At 69.3% G+C, this 26,994-nt stretch carries 24 protein-coding genes and 2 pseudogenes; 9 read left to right on the forward strand and 17 right to left on the reverse strand.

Annotation, left to right across the window (positions count from 1 at the left end; translation table 11 throughout):
• Positions 1-10 precede the first annotated feature (10 nt).
• The 10 genes and pseudogenes from R0D99_RS15845 to hpaR form a co-directional block, all read right to left on the reverse strand.
• Positions 11-838, reverse strand: coding sequence for an aldolase/citrate lyase family protein (locus R0D99_RS15845; RefSeq protein ID WP_317749142.1), 828 nt, complete (start codon positions 836-838; stop codon positions 11-13).
• Positions 839-847: 9 nt separating this feature from the next.
• A complete protein-coding gene (gene hpaH / locus R0D99_RS15850) occupies positions 848-1,663 on the reverse strand; it encodes a 2-oxo-hept-4-ene-1,7-dioate hydratase (RefSeq protein WP_317749143.1) in 816 nt (271 codons plus the stop codon).
• Between the two features lie 6 nt (positions 1,664-1,669).
• Positions 1,670-2,128 carry a 5-carboxymethyl-2-hydroxymuconate isomerase gene (locus tag R0D99_RS15855; RefSeq protein WP_317749144.1) on the reverse strand — a complete coding sequence of 153 codons (459 nt, stop codon included), beginning with the start codon at positions 2,126-2,128 and terminating at the stop codon, positions 1,670-1,672.
• Position 2,129: 1 nt separating this feature from the next.
• The gene (gene hpaD / locus R0D99_RS15860; RefSeq protein WP_317749145.1) at positions 2,130-3,053 is read right to left on the reverse strand and encodes a 3,4-dihydroxyphenylacetate 2,3-dioxygenase; all 924 of its coding nucleotides are present in this window, start codon (positions 3,051-3,053) and stop codon (positions 2,130-2,132) included.
• Positions 3,054-3,070: 17 nt separating this feature from the next.
• Positions 3,071-4,078 carry a tripartite tricarboxylate transporter substrate binding protein gene (locus R0D99_RS15865; RefSeq protein ID WP_317749146.1) on the reverse strand — a complete coding sequence of 336 codons (1,008 nt, stop codon included), beginning with the start codon at positions 4,076-4,078 and terminating at the stop codon, positions 3,071-3,073.
• A gap of 38 nt (positions 4,079-4,116) precedes the next feature.
• The gene (locus R0D99_RS15870; protein WP_317749147.1) at positions 4,117-5,082 is read right to left on the reverse strand and encodes a tripartite tricarboxylate transporter substrate binding protein; all 966 of its coding nucleotides are present in this window, start codon (positions 5,080-5,082) and stop codon (positions 4,117-4,119) included.
• Positions 5,083-5,084: 2 nt separating this feature from the next.
• On the reverse strand, positions 5,085-6,554 hold the full coding sequence (gene hpaE, locus R0D99_RS15875; RefSeq protein WP_317749148.1) for a 5-carboxymethyl-2-hydroxymuconate semialdehyde dehydrogenase: 1,470 nt from the start codon (positions 6,552-6,554) through the stop codon (positions 5,085-5,087).
• 146 nt (positions 6,555-6,700) lie between these two features.
• Positions 6,701-7,481 (reverse strand): annotated as a pseudogene (locus tag R0D99_RS15880) (fumarylacetoacetate hydrolase family protein).
• Positions 7,478-8,185 (reverse strand): fumarylacetoacetate hydrolase family protein, encoded by a 708-nt coding sequence (locus tag R0D99_RS15885; RefSeq protein ID WP_317749149.1) that lies wholly within the window; start codon positions 8,183-8,185, stop codon positions 7,478-7,480. The pseudogene R0D99_RS15880 and the gene R0D99_RS15885 overlap by 4 nt, the downstream one beginning before the upstream one ends.
• A complete protein-coding gene (gene hpaR, locus R0D99_RS15890) occupies positions 8,182-8,661 on the reverse strand; it encodes a homoprotocatechuate degradation operon regulator HpaR (RefSeq protein ID WP_317749150.1) in 480 nt (159 codons plus the stop codon). Before hpaR ends, R0D99_RS15885 begins: the two co-directional genes overlap by 4 nt.
• Positions 8,662-8,755: 94 nt before the next feature.
• On the opposite strand from hpaR, the gene R0D99_RS15895 reads away from it, so the two are divergent.
• Entirely contained in the window at positions 8,756-9,805 is a 1,050-nt protein-coding gene (locus R0D99_RS15895; protein WP_317749151.1) for a nitronate monooxygenase, read from the forward strand.
• Here R0D99_RS15895 and R0D99_RS15900 read toward each other — a convergent pair.
• Positions 9,797-10,744, reverse strand: a complete 948-nt coding sequence (locus tag R0D99_RS15900) for a LysR family transcriptional regulator (protein ID WP_317749152.1) — start codon at positions 10,742-10,744, stop codon at positions 9,797-9,799. The two genes, R0D99_RS15895 and R0D99_RS15900, sit on opposite strands and share 9 nt — an antisense overlap.
• A gap of 168 nt (positions 10,745-10,912) precedes the next feature.
• Here R0D99_RS15900 and wrbA point away from each other — a divergent pair, with 168 nt between their 5' ends.
• Positions 10,913-11,512 carry an NAD(P)H:quinone oxidoreductase gene (gene wrbA / locus R0D99_RS15905; RefSeq protein WP_317749153.1) on the forward strand — a complete coding sequence of 200 codons (600 nt, stop codon included), beginning with the start codon at positions 10,913-10,915 and terminating at the stop codon, positions 11,510-11,512.
• A 126-nt stretch (positions 11,513-11,638) separates the two neighbouring features.
• Here the strand turns inward: wrbA and R0D99_RS15910 are convergent, their stop codons facing one another.
• On the reverse strand, positions 11,639-12,076 hold the full coding sequence (locus tag R0D99_RS15910) for a BLUF domain-containing protein (RefSeq protein WP_317749154.1): 438 nt from the start codon (positions 12,074-12,076) through the stop codon (positions 11,639-11,641).
• Between the two features lie 49 nt (positions 12,077-12,125).
• Entirely contained in the window at positions 12,126-13,358 is a 1,233-nt protein-coding gene (locus R0D99_RS15915) for an MFS transporter (protein WP_317749155.1), read from the reverse strand.
• 124 nt (positions 13,359-13,482) lie between these two features.
• Here R0D99_RS15915 and radA point away from each other — a divergent pair.
• From radA to R0D99_RS15935, 4 genes and pseudogenes are all read left to right on the forward strand, one after another.
• Positions 13,483-14,875: pseudogene (gene radA, locus R0D99_RS15920) on the forward strand (DNA repair protein RadA).
• Between the two features lie 25 nt (positions 14,876-14,900).
• Entirely contained in the window at positions 14,901-15,320 is a 420-nt protein-coding gene (locus R0D99_RS15925; RefSeq protein WP_317749156.1) for a glycerate kinase, read from the forward strand.
• 106 nt (positions 15,321-15,426) lie between these two features.
• A complete protein-coding gene (locus R0D99_RS15930) occupies positions 15,427-16,344 on the forward strand; it encodes a branched-chain amino acid transaminase (RefSeq protein ID WP_416365942.1) in 918 nt (305 codons plus the stop codon).
• 20 nt (positions 16,345-16,364) lie between these two features.
• On the forward strand, positions 16,365-16,574 hold the full coding sequence (locus tag R0D99_RS15935; protein ID WP_317749157.1) for a zinc-finger domain-containing protein: 210 nt from the start codon (positions 16,365-16,367) through the stop codon (positions 16,572-16,574).
• Between the two features lie 24 nt (positions 16,575-16,598).
• On the opposite strand, the gene R0D99_RS15940 is transcribed toward R0D99_RS15935, so the two are convergent.
• From R0D99_RS15940 to R0D99_RS15955, 4 genes are all read right to left on the reverse strand, one after another.
• Positions 16,599-17,813 (reverse strand): O-antigen ligase family protein, encoded by a 1,215-nt coding sequence (locus tag R0D99_RS15940; protein ID WP_317749158.1) that lies wholly within the window; start codon positions 17,811-17,813, stop codon positions 16,599-16,601.
• Between the two features lie 252 nt (positions 17,814-18,065).
• Positions 18,066-19,310 (reverse strand): sensor histidine kinase, encoded by a 1,245-nt coding sequence (locus tag R0D99_RS15945; protein WP_317749159.1) that lies wholly within the window; start codon positions 19,308-19,310, stop codon positions 18,066-18,068.
• A gap of 183 nt (positions 19,311-19,493) precedes the next feature.
• Positions 19,494-20,201: a response regulator transcription factor gene (locus tag R0D99_RS15950; protein ID WP_317749160.1), complete on the reverse strand. Its 708-nt coding sequence runs from the start codon at positions 20,199-20,201 to the stop codon at positions 19,494-19,496.
• A 176-nt stretch (positions 20,202-20,377) separates the two neighbouring features.
• Positions 20,378-21,697, reverse strand: coding sequence for an AmpG family muropeptide MFS transporter (locus R0D99_RS15955; protein WP_317749161.1), 1,320 nt, complete (start codon positions 21,695-21,697; stop codon positions 20,378-20,380).
• Between the two features lie 242 nt (positions 21,698-21,939).
• On the opposite strand from R0D99_RS15955, the gene R0D99_RS15960 reads away from it, so the two are divergent.
• The 3 genes from R0D99_RS15960 to R0D99_RS15970 are packed head-to-tail and all read left to right on the forward strand — an operon-like array spanning position 21,940 to position 26,955.
• Positions 21,940-23,781, forward strand: a complete 1,842-nt coding sequence (locus tag R0D99_RS15960; RefSeq protein WP_317749162.1) for an adenylate/guanylate cyclase domain-containing protein — start codon at positions 21,940-21,942, stop codon at positions 23,779-23,781.
• A 19-nt stretch (positions 23,782-23,800) separates the two neighbouring features.
• Complete coding sequence (locus R0D99_RS15965) at positions 23,801-24,919, forward strand: hypothetical protein (protein ID WP_317749163.1); 1,119 nt, start codon at positions 23,801-23,803, stop codon at positions 24,917-24,919.
• Positions 24,916-26,955, forward strand: coding sequence for a hypothetical protein (locus tag R0D99_RS15970; protein WP_317749164.1), 2,040 nt, complete (start codon positions 24,916-24,918; stop codon positions 26,953-26,955). The genes R0D99_RS15965 and R0D99_RS15970 overlap by 4 nt, the downstream gene beginning before the upstream one ends.
• Positions 26,956-26,994 lie beyond the last annotated feature (39 nt).

Consider the following 26,994-nt stretch of genomic DNA (forward strand, 5'->3'; position numbering starts at 1 on the left):
CCCATCGTCGTCAATAAACGCTGCCCGGCGTCGGCGCGGCCGGTGCGGGCGTGCCCTTGAAGCGCGCGGCCAGCGCCGCCGTCTGGCGCACGAGGATCTGCGTGTCCAGCCCCACGGCGACAAACAGCGCGCCCAGCGACAGGTAATGCCGCGCCTGCGCCTCGTCCGACGTGAGGATGCCGGGCGCCTTGCCGGCCTTCAGGATGCGGGCGATGCCGTCTTCGATGACGCGCTGCACCTCCGGGTGGTTGGGGTCGCCCACATGGCCGAGCGATGCCGACAGGTCGGCCGGCCCGATGAAGACGCCGTGCACGCCCGGCGTGGCGGCGATGGCGTCCAGGTTCTCGATGCCGGCGCGCGTCTCGGCCTGCACCAGCAGGCAGACCTGCTCGTTGGCCTCCTTGGCGTACTGCGGGTAGCGGCCCCAGCGCGATGCACGCGTGCCGGCCATGCCGCGCACGCCGCCCTGGCCGTCGTTCTGCGGGTAGCGCGTGGCGCGCACCAGCGCGGCGGCCTGCTCGGCCGTGTCGACCATCGGCACCAGCAGCGTCTGCACGCCCAGGTCGAGGTACTGCTTGATCAGCGCCGTGCCCGCCTCGCCGTGGCCGAAGGGAATGCGCGCGATGGCGTTCACGCCTGGGTAGGCCTGGATGACCTGCAGCTGCGCCAGCACATCGGGCAGCGCGTTGGGCGCGTGCTCGCCGTCGATCAGCAGCCAGTCGAAACCGGCGCCGGCACAGATCTCGGCCGAGTAGGCATTGGCCATCCCCAACCACAGGCCGATCTGCGGCTGTTGCTGGGTGATGGCGCGCTTGAAGGAATTGACAGGGGTTTGCATGGAATGGCTTCAGACGAAACGGAAATGGAGAACACCGAGCGCGCCATAGTCGGCCACGAACTCGTCGCCGGCCTTGGCCGCCACCGGCCGCGTGAACGAACCGGCCAGCACGATCTGCCCGGCCTTCAGCGATTCGCCCCACGGCGCCAGCTTGTTGGCCAGCCAGGCAATGCCGATGGCCGGGTCGCCCTGCACGCCGGCGGCCAGGCCGGTTTCCTCGACCACGCCATTGCAGCGCAGGATGGCACCGACCCACGGGCGGTCGATGGCGCGCGCATCGGCACGGCCCGCGCCGACCACGATGCCCGCGTTGGCGGCGTTGTCGCTGATGGTGTCGAACACCTTGCGCATCACCTTGGTGTGGCGGTCGAACTGCTCGATGCGCGCGTCGATGATTTCGATGGCGGGCGTGACGTAGTCGGTGGCGGCCAGCACCTGTTCGACATCGACGTGCGGGCCTTGCAGGTCGGACTTCAGCACGAAGGCCAGTTCCACCTCGACGCGCGGCGCGATGAAGCGGTTGGCGGGAATTTCCAGCACCTGGCCCGGCGTGGCGGTGAACAGCATGCTGTCGAGCAGCGTGCCGTAGTCGGGCTCGTCGATCTGGCTGCTGAGCTGCATGGCGCGCGAAGTCAGGCCGATCTTGTGGCCGATGACGTGGCGGCCCCCGGCCAGCTGGCGCGCCACCCAGGCGCGGCTGACGCGGTAGCCGTCCTCGATCGTCATGCCGGGAAAGCGCTTGGAGAAATGCTCCACCGGCACGCGCGTCTGCTCGCTGTGCTGCAGCTCGGCGGCCAGTTGTTCGATCTGTTCGGGGGTCAGCATGGTGCGTCAATTCTTCCTGAAAAGCGGGTGCAGGGTGCTGTGCTTGGCGTCGAACACCTCGGGCCCTTCGTCGACCTGCAGCGTGACGCCGATGTGGCGCGTTGCCATTACCGCATCCAATCGGGCGCGTGCGCTTTGCAGAAGCGCGTCTCCTGCTCTCTTTTGCGTAGCATTGCTGCGACCGCGACCCATGCGCAGGTTCAGGTACATGAAGCCGTAGTCGCCCGGGTCGCCAGTGGCGACGCCGGTCTTGCCCGCGCCCGCCGCGCGCCCGGCCGCGCCGCCGTCGGCCACGGCGAAGTGCGGCGCCGGGTAGGCCAGCACGCGCGTGCCACCGGTCGGAAAGACCTGAGCGCCGTCGTCGTCGCGCACGGCCAGCATGGTGTCGGCCAGCTCGCGGCACAGCGCAGGCATGTCGACCACGGCGTCGAGGTTGCCGGTGTAGAGGATGACCAGGTGCGGCATGTCAAAGACGCGGGAAGGCCTTGTACGAAGTCGCGCGCGAGGCTTCGGGCGGCGGCACGGCGTGGCCGTCCTGCGGCGTGACCGGGAACACGGCGTTGATCTGCCCCGTGCCCGAGGCCGCGAAATACGGCGTGACCACGTCCACCTTGCCGTCGTACGCCGACCAGCCGAGCGCGCCCAGCAGCATGGCCGTGTCGTGCATGAAGCCTTCGCCGTGGCCCTTGGACGCGTATTCGGGCAGCATGGCGCAGAAGTCGCCCCATTCGCCGTTCTTCCACATGGCCACCACCTCGGCGTCCAGCTTTTCTAAGAAGGGGCTCCAGATCCTGAAGGCGAATTCGGGCGCCAGGCCGTTCTGCGCGAAGCGGTGCGACAGCGACCCGCTGGCCAGGAAGGCGACCTTGCCGTCGTAGTGCTTTTCGACCGCCTCGCGCATGGCCCATCCCAGCCGGGCGCTATCGTTCAGATAGTGGCTGGTGCACATCGCCGACACCGACACCACCTTGAAGTGCTGGTCGGCGTTCATGTAGCGCATGGGCACCAGCGTGCCGTATTCGGGCGCCAGTGTGGTGGCGTCGTGCGCCAGCGTTTCCACGCCCTGCTCGCAGCACGCCTTGGTCAGGATGCGGCCCAGCTCGGGGTTGCCCGAAAAGCCGAAGCGCATGTTGCTGATGAAGTGCGGCAGTTCGTTGCTGGTGTAGGTGCCTTCCCAGTGCGGCGCGCAGTTGAGGTGGTAATTGGCGTTGACCAGCCAGTGCGTGTCGAACACGACGAGGGTGTCTACGCCCAGCTCGCGGCAGCGGCGGCCGATCTCAACGTGGCCGTCGATGGCGTCCTGCCGCGTGCCGTGGCGGTCGCCCGGCAGTTCGCTCAGGTACATGCTGGGCACGTGGGTGATCTTGGCGGCAAGGGCGAGTTGTCCCATGGTGTGTGGCTCTCCGGTCAGGGTCTTCGGGGCGCAGCGGCGGGCTTGCGCAGGATGCGACGCAGATCGGCCGCTTCGGCGGCCATGGTGTCGCGCATGTCGGCCGGCGTGCCCGCGCGCGGCGCGGCGCCCAGCGCCAGCAGAATCGATTGCAGATAGCCCGAGTCGACCGCTTCGCGCAGCGCCCGGTTGAAGGCCAGCACCACGGCATCGGGCGTGGACGCGGGCACCACCAGGCCGTACCACGGCGAAAAGGTGATTGGGTAGCCCAGTTCGGTGAACGTGGGCACGTGCGCCAGCTGGGGCGAACGGCGTCTGCCCGCGGTGGCCAGCACCACCACGCGCTTCTGGCGCACCAGCGGCAGCAGCTCGGGCATGTTGATGAAGCTCAGGTCCTGGTCGCCGGCCAGCAGCGCGGCGACGGCGGGCGACTGCCCGCGGTAATGGGTCACTTCGAGCGGGATGCGTGCCAGCTGCTGCAGCTGCTCGGCCGCCGAATGCGCGGTGCTGTCCTGACCGAAGCTGGCCACGCGCAGCGGCGTGGCGCGGCCGCGCGCCAGCTCGATCATGCGGCTGAGCGAATGGAAAGGCGCCCTCGCATTGGCGACCAGCGCGAATTCGGTGCTGGCGATCAGGCCCACCGGCTTGAAGTCGGCCAGCGGGTCGTAGCCAGCGTCGGCGTTCACGATGGCGCTGCGGATGAACACGTTGGACACCAGCAGCGCGGTGCGGCCGTCCGGCGCCGATTCGGCCACCAGGCGCGCCAGTGCGGCGGGCGACTTGTCGGGCAGCGACTGCAGCACCACGTCGGTCCGCAGCTGGATCGACATCTGTGCGGCGGTCACGCTGCCCAGGTTGTGCGAGGTGCCGCCCGACAGGTACGCCGTGTGGATCGTGATCGGCCCGCTCGGCCAGGGCGGCGCGCCGGCCGGCTGTGCGCGCGCGGGCAACGCGGCGCAGGCAGCGCCCAGGCCGACGAGGGCGCGGCGGCGGGAAACCGAACGGGAACGCGGGTCGAGGTTCATGCGTGGATCCTGGCGGCACACCGTGCGCCGCAGCAGGTTCAATTGTCCGCCGTGATGCCCGCGCGGCGTATCACTTCGGCGTACCGGGCGATCTCGCTGCGGATGAAGTCGCCAAACTGCTCGGGCGTTCCGGACCTGGCGGCGATGCCGCCCTTCTGGAAGGCGTCGACCACGGCGGGCGACTGCATGGCCTGGTTCACCGCCGCGTTCATGCGCTGCACCACGGCATCGGGCGTGCCCGCGGGCGCGAGCAGGCCGTTCCATGAGTTGGACTCGACCTTCAGCCCCTGCTCGGCCAGCGTCGGAATGGCCGGGGCGTAGGCCGAGCGTCGCGCCGTGGCCATGCCGATGGCGACCAGCTTGCCGGCCTGCACGTGGTTGCGAAACTCGGGCCAGTTGCCGAACATCATCGACACCTGCCCGCCCAGCAAGTCGGCCAGCGCGGGCGCCTGGCCCTTGTACGGCACGTGCACGATGTCGACGCCCAGCTGGCTCTTGAGCATCTCGCCCGCCAGGTGCGCCGAGGTGCCCGGCCCGAACGAGGCGTAGCTGAGCTTCTGCCCGACCTTGGCCTGCGCCGCGATGTCGGCCACCGACTTCAGCCCGCTCCCGGGGTGCGTGGCCAGCACGTGTTCCGACAGGCCCATCAGCGCCACCGGGCGCAGGTCCTTCACGCTGTCGTAGGGCAGCTTCTTCACCAGCGTCTGGTTGACGGTGAAGCTGTTGGCGACGGTGACGAAGCTGGTGCCATCGGGCGTCGACTTGGCGACCGAGTCGACGCCGATCACGGTGCCGGCGCCGGGCTTGTTTTCAACCACAACGGGCTGGCCGAGCGATTTGGCGACTTCGGTGGCAACCAGCCGCGTGACGAAGTCGGTCGTGCCGCCGGGCGTGAACGGCACGACGATGCGGATGGGCTTGGTGGGCCACGCACTCTGCGCACGTGCCAGCAGCGGCACCCACACGCTGGCGGCCGCTGCCTGGATGAGCTGGCGACGCTGCATGGTCACACCCCCCAATGCGGAATGTGGTGCGAACCCATCGACACCGCGACGTTCTTCGGCTCCAGAAACACCTCGTAGCTCCAGGTGCCGCCCTCGCGCCCCGTGCCCGATGCCTTGGTGCCGCCAAAGGGCTGGCGCAAATCGCGCACGTTCTGGCTGTTGACGAAGCACATGCCGGCTTCGATGGCGGCGGCCACGCGGTGGGCGCGGCCGATGTTCTCGCTCCACACGTAGCTCGACAGGCCGTAGTCGATGTCGTTGGCTTTCTCGATGGCGTCGGCCTCGTCCTTGAAGGGAATCAGGCAGGCCACCGGTCCGAAGATTTCTTCCTGCGCGATCTTCATGCGGTTGTCGACGTCGGCGAACACCGTGGGCCAGACGTAGTTGCCTTGGGCGACGTGCGCCGGCAGTTCCGCCGCGTACGACGGGCGGTCCAGCCCGCCGCACAGCAGCGTGGCGCCTTCCTTCGGCCCCAGCTCGATGTAGCTGCGCACCTTGGCCAGATGGCCTTGCGAAATCATCGGGCCGATGATGGTTTTCTCGTCCTGCGGGTCGCCCACCGTGATCTTCTTGGCGCGCTCGGCAAACTTTTGCGCAAAGTCGGCGTAGATGCTCTGCTGCACCAGGATGCGGCTGCCGGCCGTGCAGCGCTCGCCGTTGTTGCTGAAGATCATGAACAGGGCCGCATCCAGCGCGCGGTCGAGGTCGGCGTCGTCGAAGACCACGAAGGGGCTTTTGCCGCCCAGCTCCATGCTGAATTTCTTCAGGCCCGCGGTCTTGACGATTCGGTTGCCGGTGGCCGTGCTGCCGGTGAACGAGATCGCGCGCACGTCGGGGTGCGCGCACAGCGGCTCGCCGGTTTCCTTGCCAAAGCCGTGCACCACGTTCAGCACGCCGGCGGGGATGCCGGCTTCCAGCGCCAGTTCGCCCAGGCGCGCGGCGGTCAGCGGCGAGAGTTCGCTCATCTTCAGCACCGCCGTGTTGCCGAAGGCCAGGCACGGCGCCACCTTCCAAGTCGCGGTCATGAAGGGCACGTTCCACGGGCTGATCAGCGCGCACACGCCGACGGGGTGGAACAGCGTGTAGTTCAGGTGCGTGGGCGTCGGGTAGGTGTGGCCGTCGACGCGCGTGCACATCTCGGCGAAATACGTGAAGTTGTCGGCTGCGCGCGGCACCAGTTGCTTGCCGGTCTGGCTGATGGTCTGGCCGGTGTCGTCGGTCTCGGTCTTGGCGATCTCCGGCACATGCTTGGCGATCAACTCGCCCAGCGCGCGGATTTTCTTGGCGCGCTCGGTGGCGGGCAGGCCGGCCCAGGCGGGGAAGGCGGCCTTGGCGGCAGCGACGGCGGCGTGGACTTCGGCCTCCCCGCCGGCGGCGACTTCGGCCAGCACCTGCTGCGTGGCGGGGTTGGTGGTCTCGAAATAGGTGTCGCTGGCAACGGGCTTGCCGTTGATGAGGTGATCAATTTTCATGGTGGCGTTTGTTCAAGTTCAAAAAACCAATCCCGGACGCGAAGGACGCAAAGGTTCCGCGAAGAACGCGAAAAAAACCTTTCTTGGCTGTTCCTTTTGCGTCCTTCGCGTGATCTTCGCGTCCTTCGCGTCCGGCTGTTCCGTCTTCATTGGGTCGCAGCAACGATGGTGTTCTCCAGCGCGCCAATGCCTTCGATGGCGCACACCACGTGGCTGCCCACCGGGCAATCGACCACGCCATCGGGCGTGCCGGTCAGGATCAGGTCGCCGGGGTACAGCGTCATGAAACTGCTGAAGTATTCGATCAGCGTCGGCACGTCGAACACCATGTCGCGGGTGTTGCCCTGCTGCGTGACCTGCCCGTTGACGGTGGTGTGCAGTGCCAGGTTCATCGGGTCGGGCACGTCGGCCGCATCGACCAGCCAGGGGCCGATGGGGGGTGCAGGTGTCGCGGTTCTTCACGCGCAGGTTGGGGCGGTACCAGTTTTCGAGGTAGTCGCGGATGGCGTAGTCGTTGGCGACGGTGTAGCCGCGCACGAAGTCATAGGCATCGTGCGCGTGCACGTGCTTCGCCTCGCGGCCAATGACCACGGCCAGCTCGCATTCGTAGTGCATGTTCTGCACGCCATCAGGGCGCACGGTGAAGGCGCGGTGGCCAAGCAGCGAAGCGGCGCCCTTGGCAAAGGCCAGCGGCTCCTCGGGCGGTTTGAAGGCCAGCTCCTTCGCATGGTCGGCGTAGTTGATGGCCAGCGCCAGCACGGTGCGCGGACGGTGCGGCGGTATGTCGGCCAGTGGCGGCAGCCAGATGACCTCGTCGAAGCTCAGGCGCTGGCCTTTGAAGGCGGGCGTTTGCAACTCCACTTGGCCGTCGCGCTCAATGGCGTGGTGCACGGCGCCGGCCCAGGCGATGCGGGCGTGCCTGCTCATGCGGCCTCCTCGACCAAGGTGTTGACCAGCGGCGCAAAGCCCGGCGCGCTGACCTCGATGCGGTCACCCGCCTTGGCGCGCGGGCGCGTGCCGTCGTCCAGACAATCCGTGCCCAGCATCAGCACGTCGCCGGGTTGCAGCGTCATGAACGCCTCGACGTCGGCCAGCAGCGTGGCGGCGTCGCGCACCAGCGTGGACAGATCGACGGTCTGACGCAATTCGCCGTTGATGCGCACGGTGATCTTCAACGCGCCGACATCGCCCACCGCCGCCAGCGGCACGCACGCCGGGCCGCAGCCCAGAAAGCCGTCGCGGTTGCGGAACTTGATCGGTGGGCGGTAATAGCTGGCGTGCGGCAGACTCAGGTCGGCCAGCAGCACGACGCCAGCGATGACCTGCAAACCGGATGCTTCATTTTCGATAGCTGCCTGCGCTTGCCCTGACAGCGCAGGCGGCACAAAACGATCCGAATTCGCCTTCACCAGGCCCAGCGTCGCGCCCACCGCCACCTCGCCCGGCACGGCGATGGCCGCGCCATGGGCGGCAAAGGTGTTGGCCGTTTTCACGTACAGCACGGGCGCCTGGGGCGGCGCCTTGTAGGGCGGCTCGGCCATCCGGGGCGCCCACAGCGCGTACTCGCGCTGGAAGTTGAGCAGGCTACCGTACACGGTGCCTTGCGGCAGCCAAGGAGGCGTAGCGTTCATGTGGCGGTCTCCAAGGATTCGTCGGCGCAGACCTGTTCCTGCAGCGCAATCAACTCGTCCAGCAGGCGGTACAGCTGCGCCAGCTTGGTCTTGCCCAGGTGCGCTTCCAGGTCCAGGTAATCGGCCTCGATCGCCTGCGACAGCGCATCGGCCAGCGCCAGCCCGGCGGCGGTGGCGCTGACGACGCTGCGGCGCGCGTCTTCGCCGCTGCGCTGGCGCGTGATGAGGCCGTCGCGCTCCATGCGCGCCAGCATCCCGGTTAGGCTGGGGCCCAGGATGAAGGCCTGCTGCGCCACGCGGCCCGTCTCCAGCCCGCCCTCGGCGGCGTGCTCGGCCAGCACGCGCAGCACGCGCCATTGCTGGTCCGACAGACTGTGCTCACGCAAGGTCGGGCGCCGGTGCTGCATCACGGCCTCGCGCGCCTGCAGCAACAGCAGCGGCAGGTTGCGGTGGGTGAAGGGGCTGCGTCGTGGCATTTATTTAATGTATTAAATAAATCGGCGGAGCGCAAGTGTTTTCGACAAAAACCGCGTGGCGCGCAGGTCAAGCGCGGCCTGCCAGAATCGGCGCATGACCTCCTTGTCCACCGTGCTCGGCACCGCGTTGCCACTCATCCAGGCGCCCATGGCGGGCGTGCAGGGCAGCGCGCTGGCGCTGGCCGTCGGGCGGGCCGGGGCGCTCGGCTCGCTGCCCTGCGCCATGCTGTCCGCGCAGCAGCTGCGCGACGAACTGGCGCTGCTGGCCGCCAGCGGCCTGCCCTACAACGTCAACTTCTTCTGCCACACGTCGCCCGCGCCCGATGCGGCGCGCGAGGCCGCCTGGCGCGCCGCGCTGGCGCCCTACTACGCCGAACTGGGCCTGGACATCGACAGCGTGCCCGCCGGGCCAGGGCGCGTGCCCTTCAGCGCCGAAGCGGCCGATCTGCTGGCCGAATTCAAGCCGCCGGTGCTGAGTTTTCACTTCGGCCTGCCGGCGCCCGAGTTGCTGGCGCGCGCCAAGGCTTGGGGCGCTTTCGTGCTGTCGTCGGCCACCACCGTGCGCGAGGCGCTATGGCTTGAGGAGCACGGCGCCGACGCCATCATCGCCCAGGGGCTGGAAGCCGGCGGCCACCGCGGCCACTTTTTGAGCGACGACCTGAGCGAGCAGCTGGGCACCTTCGCGCTGCTGCCGCAAGTGGTGGCCGCCGTGCGCGTACCGGTGATCGCCGCCGGCGGCATCGCGGACGCGGCGGGCGTGCGCGCGGCCATGGCGCTGGGCGCAGCCGGCGTGCAGGTGGGCACCGCCTACCTGTGCGCCGACGAGGCGACGACCACGCCGCTGCACCGCGCCGCGCTGCAAAGCGAGGCGGCGCGCCACACGGCTGTCACCAACTGCTTCACCGGCCGCCCGGCGCGCGGCATCGTCAACCGGGTGGTGCGCGAGCAGGGGCCGATCAGCGCCGCCGCGCCGGCGTTTCCGCTGGCCACCGCCGCCATGGCGCCCCTGCGCGCTGCCGCCGAAAAAGCGGGGCGCACCGACTTCACGCCCTTGTGGAGCGGCCAGAACGCCAGCGGCTGCCGCCCCTTGCCGGCGGCGGAGATCACGCGCGCGCTGGCGCGGGGCTTCACCCCATCAGCCTGACGTGCCGGCACGCGCCGTGTAGGCCGCCACCGCCTCGGCGGTCTGGCGGCGCGTTTCATCGACCAGCCAATCCAGAAACACCCGCGTGCGCTGCGGGATGAACTTGCGCGTGGGCACCGCCGCGTACATGGAGAGGCGCCCGGTGATCCAGGGCGCCAGCACGCGCACCAGTTCGCCGCGCACCAGGTAGGGCGCCATCAGGTCAAGCGAGGCCGAGGTGATGCCCGCGCTGTCGAGCGTGGCGCGCACCAGCGTGTCGCTGTGGTTGGCCACCAGCAGCGGGGTGATGGCCACGTCCAGCGGTTCGTCGGGCCCTTCAGGGCACCACATGCGCCACACGGCCGGGTCGCTGTCGGGCTGGGCCAGGCGCAGGCAGGCGTGCTGGGCCAGGTCGGCCGGCTGCGTCAACGGTGGGGCGTGCTTCAGGTAGCGCGGCGTGGCGACCAGCACCGCCTCGGCGTCGACCACCTTGCGCGCCACCACGTCGGGGCCGGGGCGCGCGGTGCCGCTGAACAGGGTGATGTCGTGGTCCTCGACCGGCGGCTCGTGGCGCGATTCCACCGTCAGGTCGATGGCGATGCCGGGATAGCGCGCGTGAAAGCCGGCGATGCGCGGCGCAATCACGTGGCTGGCCAGCACCGGCGGCGCGTGCAGGCGCAGCGTGCCGGCCAACTCGGCCGTGTGGGCGCTGGCCAGTTGCTCGGCCTCGTCGATGTCGCGCAGGATGGTGCGCACGCGCAGCAAATAGGCCTCGCCGGCCTCGGTCAGCGCCTGGCGGCGCGTGGTGCGCTGCAGCAGGCGCGTGCCCAGGTGCGCCTCCAGCCCGGCCATCAGCCGCGTCACCACCGGCGGCGACAAATCCAGCGCCCGCGCCGCGCCGGCCAGGCTGCCTTCATCCACCACACGCTCGAACACCCGCATGGAAAGCAAACGGTCCATTGCATCCTCCTGATGGTTTTCAGATCGACGGGGGCGGCAAAGATTATTCCAGTTTCAGCAATAGATAATTGTTTTTCAGCCCCTTTTACCGCGTTTTATGGAAGGGTAAAGTGCCCACACCGGCGCCAACGCCGACCGTTCAACCCCCTTCATTTCAGGAGCTTCTTCATGTCCAAAGTCCTCGTCCTCTACTACTCCAGCTACGGCCACCTGGAGACCATGGCCAACGCCGTGGCCGAAGGCGCCCGCTCTGCCGGCGCCACGGTGGACGTCAAGCGCGTGCCCGAAACCGTGCCGCAGGACATCGCCAAGGGCGCGCACTTCAAGCTCGACCAGGCCGCGCCCATCGCCACCGTGGCCGAGCTGGAGCACTACGACGCCATCATCGTCGGCGCGCCCACGCGCTTTGGCCGCATGCCGGCGCAGATGGCGTCCTTTCTCGACGCGGCCGGCGGCCTGTGGGCGCGTGGCGCGCTCAACGGCAAGGTGGGCGGCGCCTTCACCTCCACCGCCACGCAGCACGGCGGCCAGGAAGTGACGCTGTTTTCCATCATCACCAACCTGCTGCACTTCGGCATGACCATCGTCGGCCTGCCCTACAGCTACCAGGCGCAGATGACGCTGGACGAGATCGCCGGCGGCAGCCCCTACGGCGCCACCACCATCGCCGGCGGCCAGGGCCAGCGCCAGCCGAGCGTGATCGAGCTGGACGGCGCGCGCTTTCAGGGCAAGCTGATCGCCGAGACGGCGAACAAGCTGTTCGGCTGACGCCCGGCGCGCCGACGGGCAATGGCCGACTTCAGCCTGCGGTGCAGCGGTCGGGGGGCCAGCCCCGCCCGCGTGCGCTGGCGCAGGGCTTTGACGCGCGGTCGGCTTGGACGCCTCGCGCGGCGCTCAATACCGCGTCGGCACGAAATCCTGCGGCGAGCCGGCGTCTTCCCACGCGATGAAGTTGCGCAGCACACGGCAGGCCGATTGCTGCGCCGGGGTCAGCCGGGCCAGCTGGCCGTCGCCCGGCACCTCCATGCGCTGACCGCGCCAGTCGCTGGCGGTGCCGAGCGACCAGGACGGGAACGCGGCCTGGGGCACGTCTTCTTCATACAGCGTCAGCAGATGGACGTGCAACGGGCAGCCCCGCACGCGCGCCATCACCTCCGCCATGCCCGCGGCCGGCCCTTCGATCAGCTGGCAGAAGCGCCCGCCGCTGTACAGCAGCACGCCGCTGATGCCGTGCGTCAGGTTGAATTCGCGCGACGATTGGTACAGCTCGTCCAGCCGTTGCAGGTCGAAGGCGGGGGTGGCCGTGCTGACATAGCACCATGAGAGATTCATGCATCGCCTCCGCTCAGCAAGGGCAGCGCCGGGTTCCTGTGGCGCAGTTTCATACCGCCTGCCCTTTCGTCTCGCGCCCCAGCAGCGCCACGGCCAGCGCCCCGACGGCGATGGTGACCGCAAACAGCGCAAAGATCGCGCCGGTGGCCCAGCCCTGCGCGCCCAGGAACGGGATCGCCAGCGGGCCCAGGATGCCGCCAATGCGGCCCACGCCCGCGGCCGTGCCCACGCCGCTGGCGCGGATCGGGGCCGGGTAGTTCTCGGGCGAATAGGCGTACAGCGCGCCCCACGCGCCCAGGTTGAAGAACGACAGCAGCGCGCCGAACAGCAGCAGCGAGCCTTCGGTCGTCGCATTGCCAAAGGCCCAGGCGCTGGCCGCCGTGCCCAGCAGGTACACCACCAGCACGAACTTGCGGCCCGCGCGCTCGATCAGCCAGGCGGCGGTGAAGTAGCCCGGCAACTGCGCCAGCGTCATCATCAGCACGTATTCAAAGCTCTTGATCAGCGCAAAGCCCTTGCCGACCATCACGCTGGGCAGCCACAGGAACATGCCGTAGTACGAGAACACCACGGTGAACCACAGGATCCACAGCATCAGCGTGTTGCGGCTGTGCTCGGCGGCCCACAGTCGCGCCAGGCGCGCCGACCACGGCAGGCCGGCCGACGGCGGCGCGGTGGGCTTGTCGTCGGGCAGCTTGCGGCGCAGGTACAGCGCATAGAAGGCCGGCAGCGCACCCAGGATCAGCGCCACGCGCCAGCCCATGTCCTTGTCGAACAGCGGCATGACGAAGTAGGCGATCAGCGCCGCCAGGATCCAGCCCAGCGCCCAGAAGCTTTCCAGCAGCACCACGATGCGCCCGCGCTCGTGCGCCGGCACGCGCTCGGACACGTAGGTGCTGGCCACCGGCAGTTCGCCGCCCAGGCCCATGCCGATGAAAAAGCGCAGCACCATCAGCACCGCCAGCGTGGTGGCAAAGGCCGACAGCCCGCTGGCGATGGCGAACAGCAGCAGCGTGATGACGAACACGTGCTTGCGGCCGATTCGGTCGGCCATCATGCCGAACATGATGGCGCCGACCGCCATGCCGATGGAGTTGATGGCACCGATCCAGCCCATCTGCCCCGGCGTCAGGCCCCAGTCGGCCTTGAGCGCCGCGAGGATGAAGGACAGCAGGCCGACGTCCATGGCGTCGAACATCCAGCCCAGCCCGGATGTGACGAGCAGGCGGTTGCGCGAAACGGGCGGCTGACCGGAAACGGCGGTGGCGGGCACGCTGGACATGGGCTCGATCCTCGGGTCAATAAACACAAAAGGTGGCGCATGGTAGCGGTTTGGCGCTGCCACGGCACCCTCAACCGTTGACGCGGCCGGTCGGTTGACGCGCGCCGCCAGATAGGATCGGGCTATGGCGAGCCCCAAGACCACCTACACCTGCAACGCATGCGGCGCCACCAGCCCGCGCTGGCTGGGCAAGTGCCCAGGGTGCGGCGCGTGGAACACCCTGGTGGAAAGCGTGGTCGAAGCGCCCGCGGCGGGCGGCAAGAACCGCCTCGGCGCCACGTTCTCGGCGCTGGCGCCGTCGAGCGAAGTGCGCCCGCTGGCCGCCATCGAGGCGGTGGACGTGGCCCGCACCCCCCACCGGCCAGGGCGAACTGGACCGCGTGCTGGGCGGCGGCATCGTCGAAGGCGGCGTGGTGCTGATCGGCGGCGATCCGGGCATCGGCAAATCGACGCTGCTGCTCCAGGCCGTGGATGCGCTGCAGCGCGCCGGCTTGCCGACGCTGTACGTCACCGGCGAGGAAAGCGGCGCGCAGGTGGCATTGCGGGCGCGCCGGCTGGGCATCACCGGCTCGCAGGTGGCGGTGCTGGCCGAGATACAGCTTGAAAAAATCATAGCAACACTCGCAGACCAGAAGCCGGCTGTGGCCGTGATTGACTCGATCCAGACCGTTTACTCAGACCAGCTGACCAGCGCGCCCGGCAGCGTGGCGCAGGTGCGCGAATGCGCGGCGCACCTGACGCGCTGGGCCAAGTCGAGTGGCTGCGCCATCGTGCTGGTCGGCCACGTCACCAAGGACGGCCAGCTGGCCGGCCCGCGCGTGCTAGAGCACATGGTGGACACGGTGCTGTACTTCGAGGGCGACACGCACAGCAGTTTCCGCCTGATCCGCGCCATCAAGAATCGCTTTGGCGCCGTCAACGAGATCGGCGTGTTCGCCATGACCGAGCGCGGGCTGAAAGGCGTCAGCAACCCCAGCGCGATCTTTTTGAGCCAGCACGCGCAGCCCGTGCCCGGCAGTTGCGTGCTGGTGACGCTGGAAGGCACGCGGCCGATGCTGGTCGAAATCCAGGCGCTGGTGGACACGGGCGGCGTGAGTCCGCGCCGCCTCTCCGTGGGGCTGGAGCGCGACCGACTGGCCATGCTGCTGGCCGTGCTGCACCAGCACGCGGGCGTGGCCACGGGCGACCAGGACGTGTTCGTCAACGCCGTGGGCGGCGTGCGCATCAGCGAGCCGGCGGCCGACCTGGCGGTGATGCTGGCCATCACCAGCAGCCTGCGGGGCAAGGCTTTACCGAAGGGCTTCATCGCCTTTGGTGAAGTCGGCCTGGCCGGCGAAGTGCGCCCCGCGCCGCGCGGGCAGGAGCGGCTGAAGGAGGCCGCCAAGCTCGGCTTTTCCGTCGCCGTGGTGCCCAAGGCCAATGCCCCGAAGAAGGCGGACAAGGCGTTCGAGGGCTTGACGATCCACGCCGTCGAGCGCGTGGATGAGGCGATGGCGCTGGTGCGCGGGCTGGACTGACGCCGCCACACGCGACAATCGCCCCATGACCTGGCAACGCATTCTCACTCTCTTGGCGGCCATTGCACTGGGCGCGGGCGCCTGGCGCGCCGGCGGCTGGTCGGGGCTGGCCCTGCTCGGCAGCGCACTGGTCCTGTGGTTCATGCTGTACTACACGCGCCTCATCAACGTGATGAAGCGCGCGGCCGACCAGCCGATCGGCTATGTCGGCAGCGCGGTCATGCTCAACGCCAAGCTGAAGAAAGGCCAGGCGTTGCTGCACGTGGTGGCGCTCACCCGGTCGCTGGGCGAACGCCTGTCGCCCGAAGGTACGCAGCCCGAGCGCTACCGCTGGACCGACCCGGGCGCATCGTCCGTGACGGCCGAATTCGACGGTGGCAAGCTGACGGGCTGGCAGCTGGATCGGCCCGCCGCGCCAGCGCCAGCGCCCGGCGGCGAGGCATAAAATCCATGCCTTGCGCCCGCGCCGGGCGGGCTGCGGCCTGACCCGGGCACCCTTCCTGTCCACCGCTGACTTCCAGGAACCTTCATGAGCACTGCCCCCCCTTTCCATGGCCGACCGCGACGGCAAGATCTGGCTCGACGGCCAGCTGGTCGACTGGCGCGACGCGAAGATCCACGTGCTGACGCACACGCTGCACTACGGCTGCGGCGCGTTCGAGGGCGTGCGTGCCTACAACACCGTCAACGGCACCGCCATCTTCCGCCTGCAGGAACACACGCAGCGCCTGTTCAACAGCGCCAAGATCCTGCGCATGAAGATGCCCTTCACGCAGGACGAAGTGAATGAGGCGCAGAAGGAAGTGGTGCGCGCCAACCAGCTGGAAAGCTGCTACATCCGCCCGCTGGTGTGGATCGGCTCCGAAAAGCTGGGCGTCAGCCCCAAGGGCAACACCATCCACGTGATGGCGGCCGCCTGGGCCTGGGGCGCGTACCTGGGCGAAGAAGGGCTGAAGCGCGGCATTCGCGTCAAGACCAGCAGCTACACGCGCCACCACGTCAACATCACCATGACGCAGGCCAAGGCGGTCAGCAACTACAGCAACTCGATCCTGGCCAACATGGAAGCGCTGGACGACGGCTACGACGAGGCGCTGCTGCTCGACTCGGCCGGCTTCGTCAGCGAAGGCGCGGGCGAAAACGTGTTCCTCATCAAGGACGGCGTGGTCTACACGCCCGACCTGTCGGCCGGCGCGCTGAACGGCATCACCCGCAACACGGTGCTGCACATCTGCAAGGACCTGGGGATCGAGCTGGTGCAAAAGCGCATCACGCGCGACGAGTGCTACATCGCCGACGAGATGTTCTTCACCGGCACCGCGGCCGAGGTGACGCCGATCCGCGAACTGGACCGCGTGCAGATCGGCGAAGGCCAGCGCGGCCCGGTCACCGAAAAGATCCAGAGCGCCTTCTTCGACATCGTGAACGGCCGCAACCCCAAATACGCTTCGTGGCTCACCAAGGTCTGAGCGGCACAGGAGAACATGGCATGACTACGCAAGCACAAGCGGTCGAACTGCTGGCCAAGGACTTGACGCCCAACGGTGAAACCTACTGCCCCAACCCCAAGGCGGGCATGAAGATCTGGAACACGCACCCGCGCGTGTTTCTCGACCTGTCGCACGGCCAAGCCAAGTGCCCGTACTGCGGCACCGTGTACCAGTTGAAAGCGGGCGAGGCGCTGGGCCACGCCCACTGACCTGACTGAAACGCGCGGGCCGCGTCAGGCCCGCACGTCGGGCAGCACGTCCGGCCACACCGGCTCGGCCTCGGTCGACAGCCGCTGGTACACCAGCACGATGAACCACAGCGTGAGGCCGATGGCGGCGTCGCGCAATGCCGAGTTGGTCGCCATCGCCATCAGCATGGCCAGCAGCGCCACCACGGCCATGCGCCCGCGCTTGTCGTGGCGCCGCCAGGCCGCAGGCAGGCCGGCCGCCACCATCAAAAACAGCGCGATCGCGCCCGGCACCCCCGTCTGCGCGCCCATCCACAGAAAGTCGTTGTGCGGCATGTTGACGCTGGCCAGCGGCCCCTGCACGCGGCGCTTCCATTCGGTGCTCCAGCCGCCGATGCCCCAGCCGGTAAGTGGGCGCTGGCCGATCATGTCCAGCGTCTCGCTGTACATCCGGAAGCGGATGCCCCAGCTGCTGGTCATGTTGACGGCCTGGCCCTCGTAGGCGTTGACCACTTCATGCGCGCCCAGCACCAGCCGGTCCTTGACCGCCGGCACGAACATGCCGGCTGCCAGCGCCAGCGCCGCCGCGCCCACCAGCGCCAGCAACTGGTGCTGCCGGCGCCTGCGCAACTGGTGCGCCAGCCCCACCACCAGGCACACCAGCACGATGAGCCAGGCGGTGCGCGAATACAGCACCCACAGCAGCGCCGCCACGCTGCCCAGGGTCAGCAGCGTCATCACGCCGCGCTGGCGGGCCGACAGCACCGGCATCAGCAGCAGCCCGCTGACGGCCGCCAGCGCCATCAGCAGCGCGTTGGCCAGCGACTTGTTGCCGCCGTAGGTGACCGTGCTTTCCCACAGCTTGCTCGGCGGCAGGCCGATGGTCTTGTGCAGCGCGATCAGCACCAGGCTGGCGGTCAGCCCCATCACGAAGCCGCGCATGGCCCACAACGCCTCGTCGCGCGACAGTGCCAGCACCAGCGCCAGCGTCAGCACGATGCGCAGGGCGTGAAAGGCGTTGGACGCTGTTTCAGGGTAGTGCGGCCCCAGCGCCAGCACCAGCGCGGTCCAGCCCAGGAAGAACCAGGCCGGCCACCAGTTGGGTGACTGGCGCAGGCGCGCCAGCCGCTGCCGCCAGCCGCCCTGCACCAGCAGGGCCACGGCCAGCAGCACGAAAGCGGTGTAGTTCAGCCCGATCGGAAAGAACGTCGCGAATCCCCAGAACAGGGCGACCCAGCGGACCACGGGGAACGACAGCATGGCGGGCGATTGTAGGGGGCCGGGGTGTTGCCAACTGTATCGGCGCGGCCGCCGCCCGCCGCCGGGCCGGCCAAAAAACAAGGCCGCCCACGGGGGCGGCCTTGCATCTGCCACCAGCGGGACGCGCCACTTGAGGGTGTGGCCACATGTCCGCGGGCGCGATGTGCGTGTGACAGCAATAGTGGGTGGACTATACAAAGCCCCCCCGGCTTCCCGCATCCCCCGATTCGCGGGTATTGCCCTTGCCCCGCGTCAGCTGCGGCGGGTGGGCAGCCGCAGGGTGAAGCAGGCGCCGCCGCCTTCGCGGTTGTCGCAGGTCGCGCTGCCGCCATGCCGCTCGGCGATGGAGCGCACCAGCGCCAGGCCCAGGCCGACGCCGCCCTCGCGCTCGCTGGCGCCGGGCAGGCGGTAGAAGGGCTCGAAGATGCGTTCGCGCTGGCCCGGCGGCACGCCGGGGCCGCGGTCGAGCACCTGCAGCACGGCCTGATCGCCCTGCAGCGCCAACCGCGCCTCGACCTCGCCCGTGCGCCCGGTGCGCTGGCCGTGGCGGCTGGCGTTTTCGAGCAGGTTGCGCACGGCGCGCCGCAGCAGCTTGACCACGCCCGGCACCACCACCTCGGCCGTGCCCTCGGGCACGTCCAGCGTGGCGCCGACGCGCGCGCTTTCCTCGGCCACCAGGCCGATCAGGTCGACCGGCTCGACGGTGCCCATGTCGGCCTCGCGTGCGTCCAGCCGGCTGGCCAGCAGGATTTCGTCCACCAGCTGGTCCAGCTCGGCAATGTTGCGCTGGATTTCGGCGCGCGCGGTCGGCGAGCCCTGTGCGCCGGCCAGTTCCACCGCCATGCGGATGCGCGCCAGCGGCGAGCGCAATTCGTGCGAGGCGTTGGCCAGCAGCGATTTTTGCGACTGCAGCAGCGCGGCCTGTGAGTCCATCAGGTGCTGCACGCGCTCGGCGGCGGCGTTGAAGCGGCGCGACAGGTCGGCCACCTCGTCCTGACCGCCTTCAGGCAGCCGCACCGACAGGTCGCCCTCGCCCCAGCGCTGCACGCCGCGCTGCAGGCCTTCCAGCCGCTGCGTCAGCCGCCGCGCGACCGGGAACACGCCGATCATCACCACCAGCCCGGCCAGCCCCAGCACCCACCAAAAGCCGTAGGGCGGCCGCAGCCAGCCCCACGGCGGTTCGCGGCGCGGACCGCGCCGACCACCGGCGCGCGGCGCCATCTGCAGCGTGATCTGCTGGCCGTCGCGCAGGCTCAGGTTGATTTCGGGCGGCTGGCCCGGCTCGCGCCGCCATTGCGCCATGGCGCCGTCGATCTCCTCGCCCGCGGCGTTGCGCACCACCAGCGCACGCGGGCCACCCCCGGCAGGCTGGTTGCGTTCGCGCTCCTGTTCGGTCAGGTGCCAGGCCCAGCCGACCAGCACGCTCAGCACCAGCACACTGCCGGCCACGGCCAGCCAGATGCGCAGGTAGAGCTTGCGGGCCAGGGGTGTGCTCATCAATCGATCGCTATCATTAAAATAGCTGTCAGCGCTTTCAGGACAAGCGCTGCAGCCTCATTTCATTAAAAATCACGCGGGACGGCCGCAGAGCAGGCCGTTCGGGAACGCCGCGCTCGGGTGCCCGCGAGCGCCAGCGTTGTCCCCCTCTGGCGGAAGGCGCGCCAGCGCCACACGGGGAGCCTACTCCTGGTGCTTGGCAAACACATAACCGACGCCACGCACCGTCAGGATGCGCTTGGGGTTCTTCACGTCGGCCTCGATGGCGGCGCGGATGCGGCCCATGTGCACGTCGATGGAGCGGTCGAACGCCTCCAGTTCGCGCCCGCGCACGGCTTCCATGATCTGGTCGCGCGTCAGCACGCGACCGGCGCGCTCGGCCAGCGTCACCAGCAGGTCGAACTGGTAGCTGGTCAGCTCGGCCGGCTCGCCGTTCACGGTGACGGTGCGCGCGTCGCGGTCGATTTCCAGCGCGCCGAAGCGCATCAGCTTGTGCTCGGGCACCGCGCCGCCCTGGTGGCGGCGCAGCACGGCGCGGATGCGCGCCAGCAGCTCGCGCGGCTCGAAGGGCTTGGGCAGGTAGTCGTCGGCGCCAATTTCCAGGCCCACGATGCGGTCCATCGGGTCGCCCTTGGCGGTCAGCATCAGCACCGGCACACGCGCGGCGTCGCCCGGCAGCGCGCGGATGCGGCGGCACACTTCCAGCCCATCGACGTCGGGCAGCATCAGGTCAAGCACGACCAGGTCGACCGGCCGGTCCTGCAGCGCGGCCAGGCCCGAGGCGCCGTCGGGCATGTGCGTGACGGCGAAGCCGGACTGCGTCAGGTATTCGCCCACCATGGCCGCCAGGCGGGCGTCGTCTTCGATCATCAGCAGCTGGTGTGTGCTCATGGGCTCCTTTCAGCGGGCCGGGGCGCACAGGCCCCGCACGACCCGACATGATGGTGCACGCACGCAGGCCTGGCTTGAACGGGGGGTAAAGATAGGTAAACCCGCCGTGCGCCGCACGCTGTTTACTACGTTAATCATAGCTGCCTGCGCTTTCTGGGCAAGCGCTGCAGCCATTTTTAACCTGAACCCTTGCGCTGCGCGCGCGCCGCCAGCGCCACCAGCAGCAGCACCGGCAGGCCCAGCAGCGCCGTGCTGGTAAAGAAGTTGGCGTAGCCGAAGGCGTTGACGTAGTCGCCCGAAAAACCGGCGATGAACTTCGGCAGCATCAGCATCAGCGACGAGAACAGCGCGTATTGCGTGGCCGAATAACTGATGTTGGTCAGGCTGCTGAGATACCCCACGAACGCCGCCGACGCGATGCCGCTGGCCAGGTTGTCGGCCGACACCACGGCGATCAGCGCCGGCAGGCTGTGCCCGTAGCCGGCCAGCCAGGCAAACAGCAGGTTGCTGGCGGCGCTCAGCACCGCGCCCAGCATCAGGATGCGCATGACGCCAAAGCGCAGCGCCAGGCTGCCGCCCACGAAGGCGCCCACCAGCGTCATGATGACGCCGTAGATTTTGGTCACCGCGGCCACCTCGTCCTTGGTGTAGCCCATGTCCACATAGAACGGGTTGGCCATGATGCCCATCACCACGTCGCTGATGCGGTAGATGGCGATCAGCGCCAGGATCAGCGCCGCCTGCCACTGGTAGCGCCGGAAGAAGTCGGCAAACGGCTCGATAAGCGCCGAGTGCACCCATTCGCCCGCGCTGCGCGCGCGCGCCAGCGGGCGCTGCGCGGGCTCGGGCGACAGCAGCACCGTCAGCACGCCCACCGCCATCGACGCCGCCATCACCCCATAGGCCAGCTGCCACGCCGCGTGGTCGTAACCCGCCGCTTGCCCTTGAGCGCGCGCCGCCAGCCACAGCACGCCCGCGCCGGCCCAGATCATGGCCAGGCGGTAACCCGTCTGGTAGGTGGCCGCCAGCGCCGGCTGCTGCTGCGTAGGCGCCGATTCAATGCGGTAGGCGTCCAGCGCGATGTCCTGCGTGGCCGACGCGAAGGCCACCGCCAGCGCGCACCACACCACCGCCGTCAGCGACACGCGCGGATCGGCCAGCGCCATGCCCACCAGCCCCGCCGCCACGCCCAGCTGGGCCAGCAGCAGCCAGCTGCGCCGCCGGCCCAGCCAGCGCGTCAGGCCCGGCAGCGGCAGGCGGTCCACCAGCGGCGCCCACACCCACTTGAAGCCGTAGGCCAGGCCGACCCAGCTCAGGTGGCCGATGGTGCCGCGGTCAACGCCCGCTTCGCGCAATCGAAACGATAGCGTCCCCAGCACCAGCAGCAAGGGCAGGCCGGCCGAAAAGCCCAGCGCCAGCATGCGCAGGCTGGCCGGCTGCAGATAGATGCGCAGGCTGTCGAGCCAGCCGTGCGGGCGCGCCGCCGCGTCAGCCACGCTGCGGCTCCGCCCGCGCCCTTGCGGCGGCGCATCGCGCGTGCGCCAGGCGCACCGTGTGGTCGAACGTCATTGGCTGCATTATTGACGCGCCGCCGCCCTGCGCCGGCGCCCGAAGCACATGCCGCGCCGTTCCGCGCCGGTCCGTGGGCGGTGCGTCACAAAAAAATGGGTCGCATTTGGTTGGCGCCGACACGCAGCCGACGCACAATGCGGCATCGACCTTTTCACCTGCCCAGGGTATGACGCCGTCCGCAGACCCCGCCGACACTGGCCCTCCGGGCGCTTTGACCGACGAAGCGCTGTTCGCGGACTTGCCGCGCCGACAGAAGGTGGTGTTGGTGATGGACCTGGTGGAATCCGTGCGCCTGATGGCCGCCAACGAGGCGGCGGTGGTGCAGCGCTGGCACGCTTTTGTTCAGCACGCGCGCGGCCACGTGCTGCCCCGCCACCACGGCCGCCACGTCAAGAGCCTGGGTGATGGGCTGCTGGCGGAATTTGATTCGGCGCCGGAGGCGGTGCGGGCGGCGCATGAGCTGCACCACTTCTTCGACGACACCAACGCCGCCTTGCCGCCCGAGCAGCGCTTTCACTTGCGCGCTGGCCTGAACGCGGCGCAGATCTACATCGACAGCGTGGACGTGTACGGCGCTGGCGTCAACCTGGCCGCGCGCGTGGCCAGCCTGGCCGGCCCGGGCGAAACCATCGTCACCACCGAAGTGCGCGACGACCTGACCGACGGGTTGGACGGCGAGCTGCGCGACATGGGCGAGTGCTACCTCAAGCACGTGCCCGAGCCGATTCGCGTGTGGCGCGTGGGCGATGCCGGCGCGCAGCCGCTGCTCACGCCGGCATCCGAGCAGCCCGGTACGCTGCTGCCCGGCATTGCCGTGATTCCCTTTGCCGCGCGCAGCAACACGCCCGAACACTTTGCCGTGGGTGAACTGGTGGCCGACGCCGTCATCAGCCTGCTGGGCCGCTCGCCACACCTGCGCGTCATCTCGCGCCTGTCGTGCTCGGCCTTTCGCCAGCGCGACGCGGCGCTGGGCGAGGTCAGCCAGCGGTTGGGCGCGCAGTTCGTGCTGTCGGGCAGCTACGTGGTGTTTGGCAGCGCGGGTGGCGGCAAGCTGCTCATCACGGCCGAGCTGTGCGACGCGCGCTCGGGCCGACTGGTGTGGACAGAGCGCTTCAACGCCGAAGTGGGCGATCTGCTGCAGGCCGAATCGGAATGCGCGCACCGCATTGCGCTGGCTGCGTCCAGCGCCATCCTGAATGCCGAGACCGACAAGGCGCGGGTACAGCCGGTGGCCACGCTCTCAGCCTATTCACTGCAGCTGAGCGCCATCAACCTCATGCACCGTTCGCCGGTGGCCGATTTCGAGAAGGGCCGCGAGTTGCTGCTGGCGTTGGGCGAGCGCCAGCCCCGCGCATCCGAAGTGCGCGCCTGGCTGGCCAAATGGCACGTGCTGCGCGTGATCCGCGGCATCAGCGCCAACCCGGCCGACGACGCGCGACATGCGATGGACGCCTGCCGCCAGGCGCTCGACCTGGCGCCCGAGAACCCGCTGGCGCTGGCGGTGCGGGGGTATGCGCTGAGCCAGGTGATGGGGGATCAGGAGGGGGCGCGTCGGGATATTGACCATGCGCTCGCACTGGCCCCCAACGAGCTTCATGGATGGCTTTACCGGAGCGTCTGGTCCTCGCATATCGGAAACGCGGCAGACGCGGTAAAGGATGCGTTGAAGGCCAAGACGCTTTCGCCACTCGATCCGCACGCCTACTTTATTGAGACAGTGCTGGCGAGCTGTTATGCGGCTAACCGCGAGCACGACATGGCAATCCGACATGCCACTGACTCGCTGCGGCTGGACGCTGCGCATGTTCCGACGCTGCGGTCGCTGCTCTATGCCCAATGGGAACGCGGTCGCACCGCGGAGGCGCGAGCCACCCTGAGTCAGTTGCAGCTGCTAATGCCCGGTCTCACGATTGCCGGGTATCAATCCATGGGGAGCGCGCTCAGTCCCATCAGACAACGCGTTGTTGCAGCGTTGCGCGGGCTCGGCGTGCCAGAAACAAGCCACTAGGTGTCTAAGGAGAAGTGCGATGATTTTCAAGATGGAGAGTCTGGCCGGAGGTTCGGCAGGAGGTTCAGCCGGCGGGTCCGCTGGTGGATCAGCAGGCGGGTCTGCGGGAGGTTCGGCCGGCGCCTCTTTTGACTCAATCGGCTCTCACGAAGCCCTCATCCGCAACCGCGCCGCCCTCGCCAACCCCGCCGACACCACGGCCTACACCACGCCGCTGTGGACCGACTTCATCGCGCCCGGCACCCCGCCCACCGAAAGCTGCGCCCAGCGGCTGGCGCGCTGGGACGGCTGGGTCATCCCCTACATCGTGCTGCCGGGCGTGCTGGCCGGCCTGCGCGTGCAGGCGGCGCCGGATCGATCTAGCTGCGCGCTGCTCGTCGGCACGCAGGCCACGCGCACGCTGCGCATCGACCGGCCCAGCGCCGACCTGTTCAAGGCGCAACTGGCCGACGTGATTGCCGATGTGGAACTGCGCGAAGACCGCGCGCCCGAAATCCTGATGCAGACGCAGAACACGCTGGCCTTTTTCGCCACCGTGCTGCCCGTCACCGACGCGCGCACACCGGCCACGCTGCGGCTGCTGCACATCGCCAATCAGCTAGCGCTGTTTACCGAGATGCAGATGAAGCACATCTTCGCCTGCGCGCGGCCGGTGGAGTATTCGCCGCAAGTGCAGCCCATGATCACCACGCCCGGCCACGGCACCTATCCCATGGGCCACGGCTGCGAGGCGCGGGTGACGGCGCGCCTGCTGGCTGCGCTGACCCTGCCGGTGGGCGGCGCCAACCCGACGTGGGACAGCCTCAACCATCAGTTGGACCGGCTGGCCGAGCGCATTGCCGAAAACCGCATCGTGGCGGGCGTTCATTTCCGCGTGGACCAGGGCGCGGGCGACGCACTGGGCAAGGCGCTGGCCGACTACCTGGAGGCTTTTGCGCAGGGCGCCACCAATGCCAACGTGCCGCAGCGCGTGTTCGACCCTGAGCCGCCCGCTGCCTCGATGGATGCCGAAGCGGCGTTACCCAAGGTCGCCATCACCCTGCCCCCGGCCGCTGAACGTTGCGAACTGCTGCGCATCTGGGCGCAGGCGCGGCAGGAATGGCGGTGGCTCAACAACGAGCCGCTGCCCCAGCCATGAACCCGCCCGCCGCCCCGGCGCTGCCCCCGGCGGTGCAGGCCAAGATGGACCCCTACCTGCTGGGCGCGCTGCTCAGCCAGTTCGCCCATTACGACGACCACGCCGACGGCGGCAGCACGCCGCTGGTGTCGGTGGGTTTCACGGTCGCGCTGCCCGCCGGCGATGCGGAGGCCAGCAGCGTGCAGGCCACGCTGACCGGCTGGTTGGCCGAGCATCCCGGCACCCGCATCACCGAGGCCCACCTGCGCCCGCTGGCGCACGGCGCGCGCACCGCCTATGTAACCGCCGATGTGACACCGGCGCTGCTGGTCCTGCTGGGCAGCGCGCCATGGGTGACCGAAGTGCAACTGTGCGCCGACCCACTGCCGCGCCGGCCGCTGGCGCCGCGCGCCGCCACACCGCCATCGGCGCCCGCCGCGCCACTGCGCACGGCCAACCCCAAAATTCTGGCCACCATCGACCACGGCTGTGCTTTTGCGCACCACTTGCTGCAAAACGCCGGCGGCACGCGCGTGTGGGCGCTGTGGGACCAGGACCCGCGGCCCGACTTCGACCCCGCGCAGGGCACCACACCCATCGGCTACGGCTATGGCCGCCAGGTGGGGCGCGACGTGCTGAACGCCTGCATCGCGCCGCAGCCGCCGGTGCCGGGCTGGAACGAAGACCGCTGCTACGCGCGTGCGCGCTACGGCGCGGTGCAAAGCCGCATGACGCACGGCACGTGGGTCACGGGCCTGCTGGCCAGTGCCCTGCAGACGCCCAGCCTGACGTCCAGCGGACACGCCGAGCCGTACGCGGCCGCCGCCGATGCCGACCTGATCTTCGTGCAGTTGCCGCGCGCCATTCCGCTGGCGCCGGGGCTGGGCAGCATCGACCGAACGGTGCTCGACGGGCTGCGCTACATCGCTGACTGCGCGCCCGATGATGCCGAAATCGCGGTGGTGATCGATTACGGCACTGACATGGGTCCGCATGATGGGAGTTCGTGGTTCGAACGCGCGCTGGACGCGCTGACCGAAGACCTGCGCGCGCGCCGCAACGTGCAGTTGAACGTGTTCTACGCCGCTGGCAACGCCCACGACGCGCGGCGCCACGCGGTGATCTGGGGCGAACCCGCGCCATCGGCCACAGCACCCATTCAGCCCACCGCCACCGGGCAACCCGCCGCCACTCTGCCCTGGTGGCTGCCCATGGGCAACGCCGCCCCGGTGGCGATGGAGCTGTGGTTTGCTGAAAGCGCGCCGCCCTGCCGCCTGAGCCTGCAGCCGCCGGGCGGCGGCGCGCCGCTAGAGATCGACCTGTCGCAAGACTGGCTGGGCGCGCCGCCGAGGTTGCTGCCGGCGCAGTGCGTGGTGGTCAGCCAGCGCCGGCGCGGGGCCGTAGCGGGCACGTGGCAACGACAAGTGCTGATCGAAGTGGGTCCCACGCAGGGGCCCGACGCCGCCGGCAGCGCGCCCGCCGCGCCAGCGGGCGTGTGGCGCATCACCCTCATGCCCCAAGCGGGCCAGCGCGTGCAGCCGGTGCACGCCTACACCTGCTGGGGCGGCCAGAACCCCGGCGTTCCGCAGCGCGCGCAGGCCACGCGCTTCGTCGCGCCGCCCGATGGTGTGAAGCAGACCGGGCCGGTGGAGGTGACGGGCAGCGGCAGCGTTCTCGGTTCGGGCTGCGGCAGTTCCAACCTGGTGTGGATGGCCGGCGGTTATGAGCGTTGGGGCAAGCACTTGCGCTCACGCTATTCGAGCGGGGGCGGCGTGCGCGGCGGCAAGCGCGCTGTGCCGCTGGGCGTGCCGCCGCACCTGGGCGCGGACTGGCTGGCGCCCACCGAGCAGTCCAGTGCGCTGCCGGGCCTGCTGTTGCTGGGTACGCGCAGCGCCAGCCGTTCACGCGGACGCGGCACCAGCTTTGCCGCGCCCCAGGCCGCGCGCCAATGGCTGGCCGGTACGCTGACCACCCAGCCACCGCCCGCGCAACCGCAGCCCGGCCCTTACTCCGTGCAGCGGCTGCGCGACGAATACGACGAGCCGCGCATCGTCTGATCGTGGCGATTCATGAGTCAAAACAGCTTCCAGCGCTGA

The sequence above is a fragment of the Ottowia sp. SB7-C50 genome, assembly GCF_033110285.1.
In the GTDB taxonomy this organism is placed as follows: domain Bacteria; phylum Pseudomonadota; class Gammaproteobacteria; order Burkholderiales; family Burkholderiaceae_C; genus Ottowia.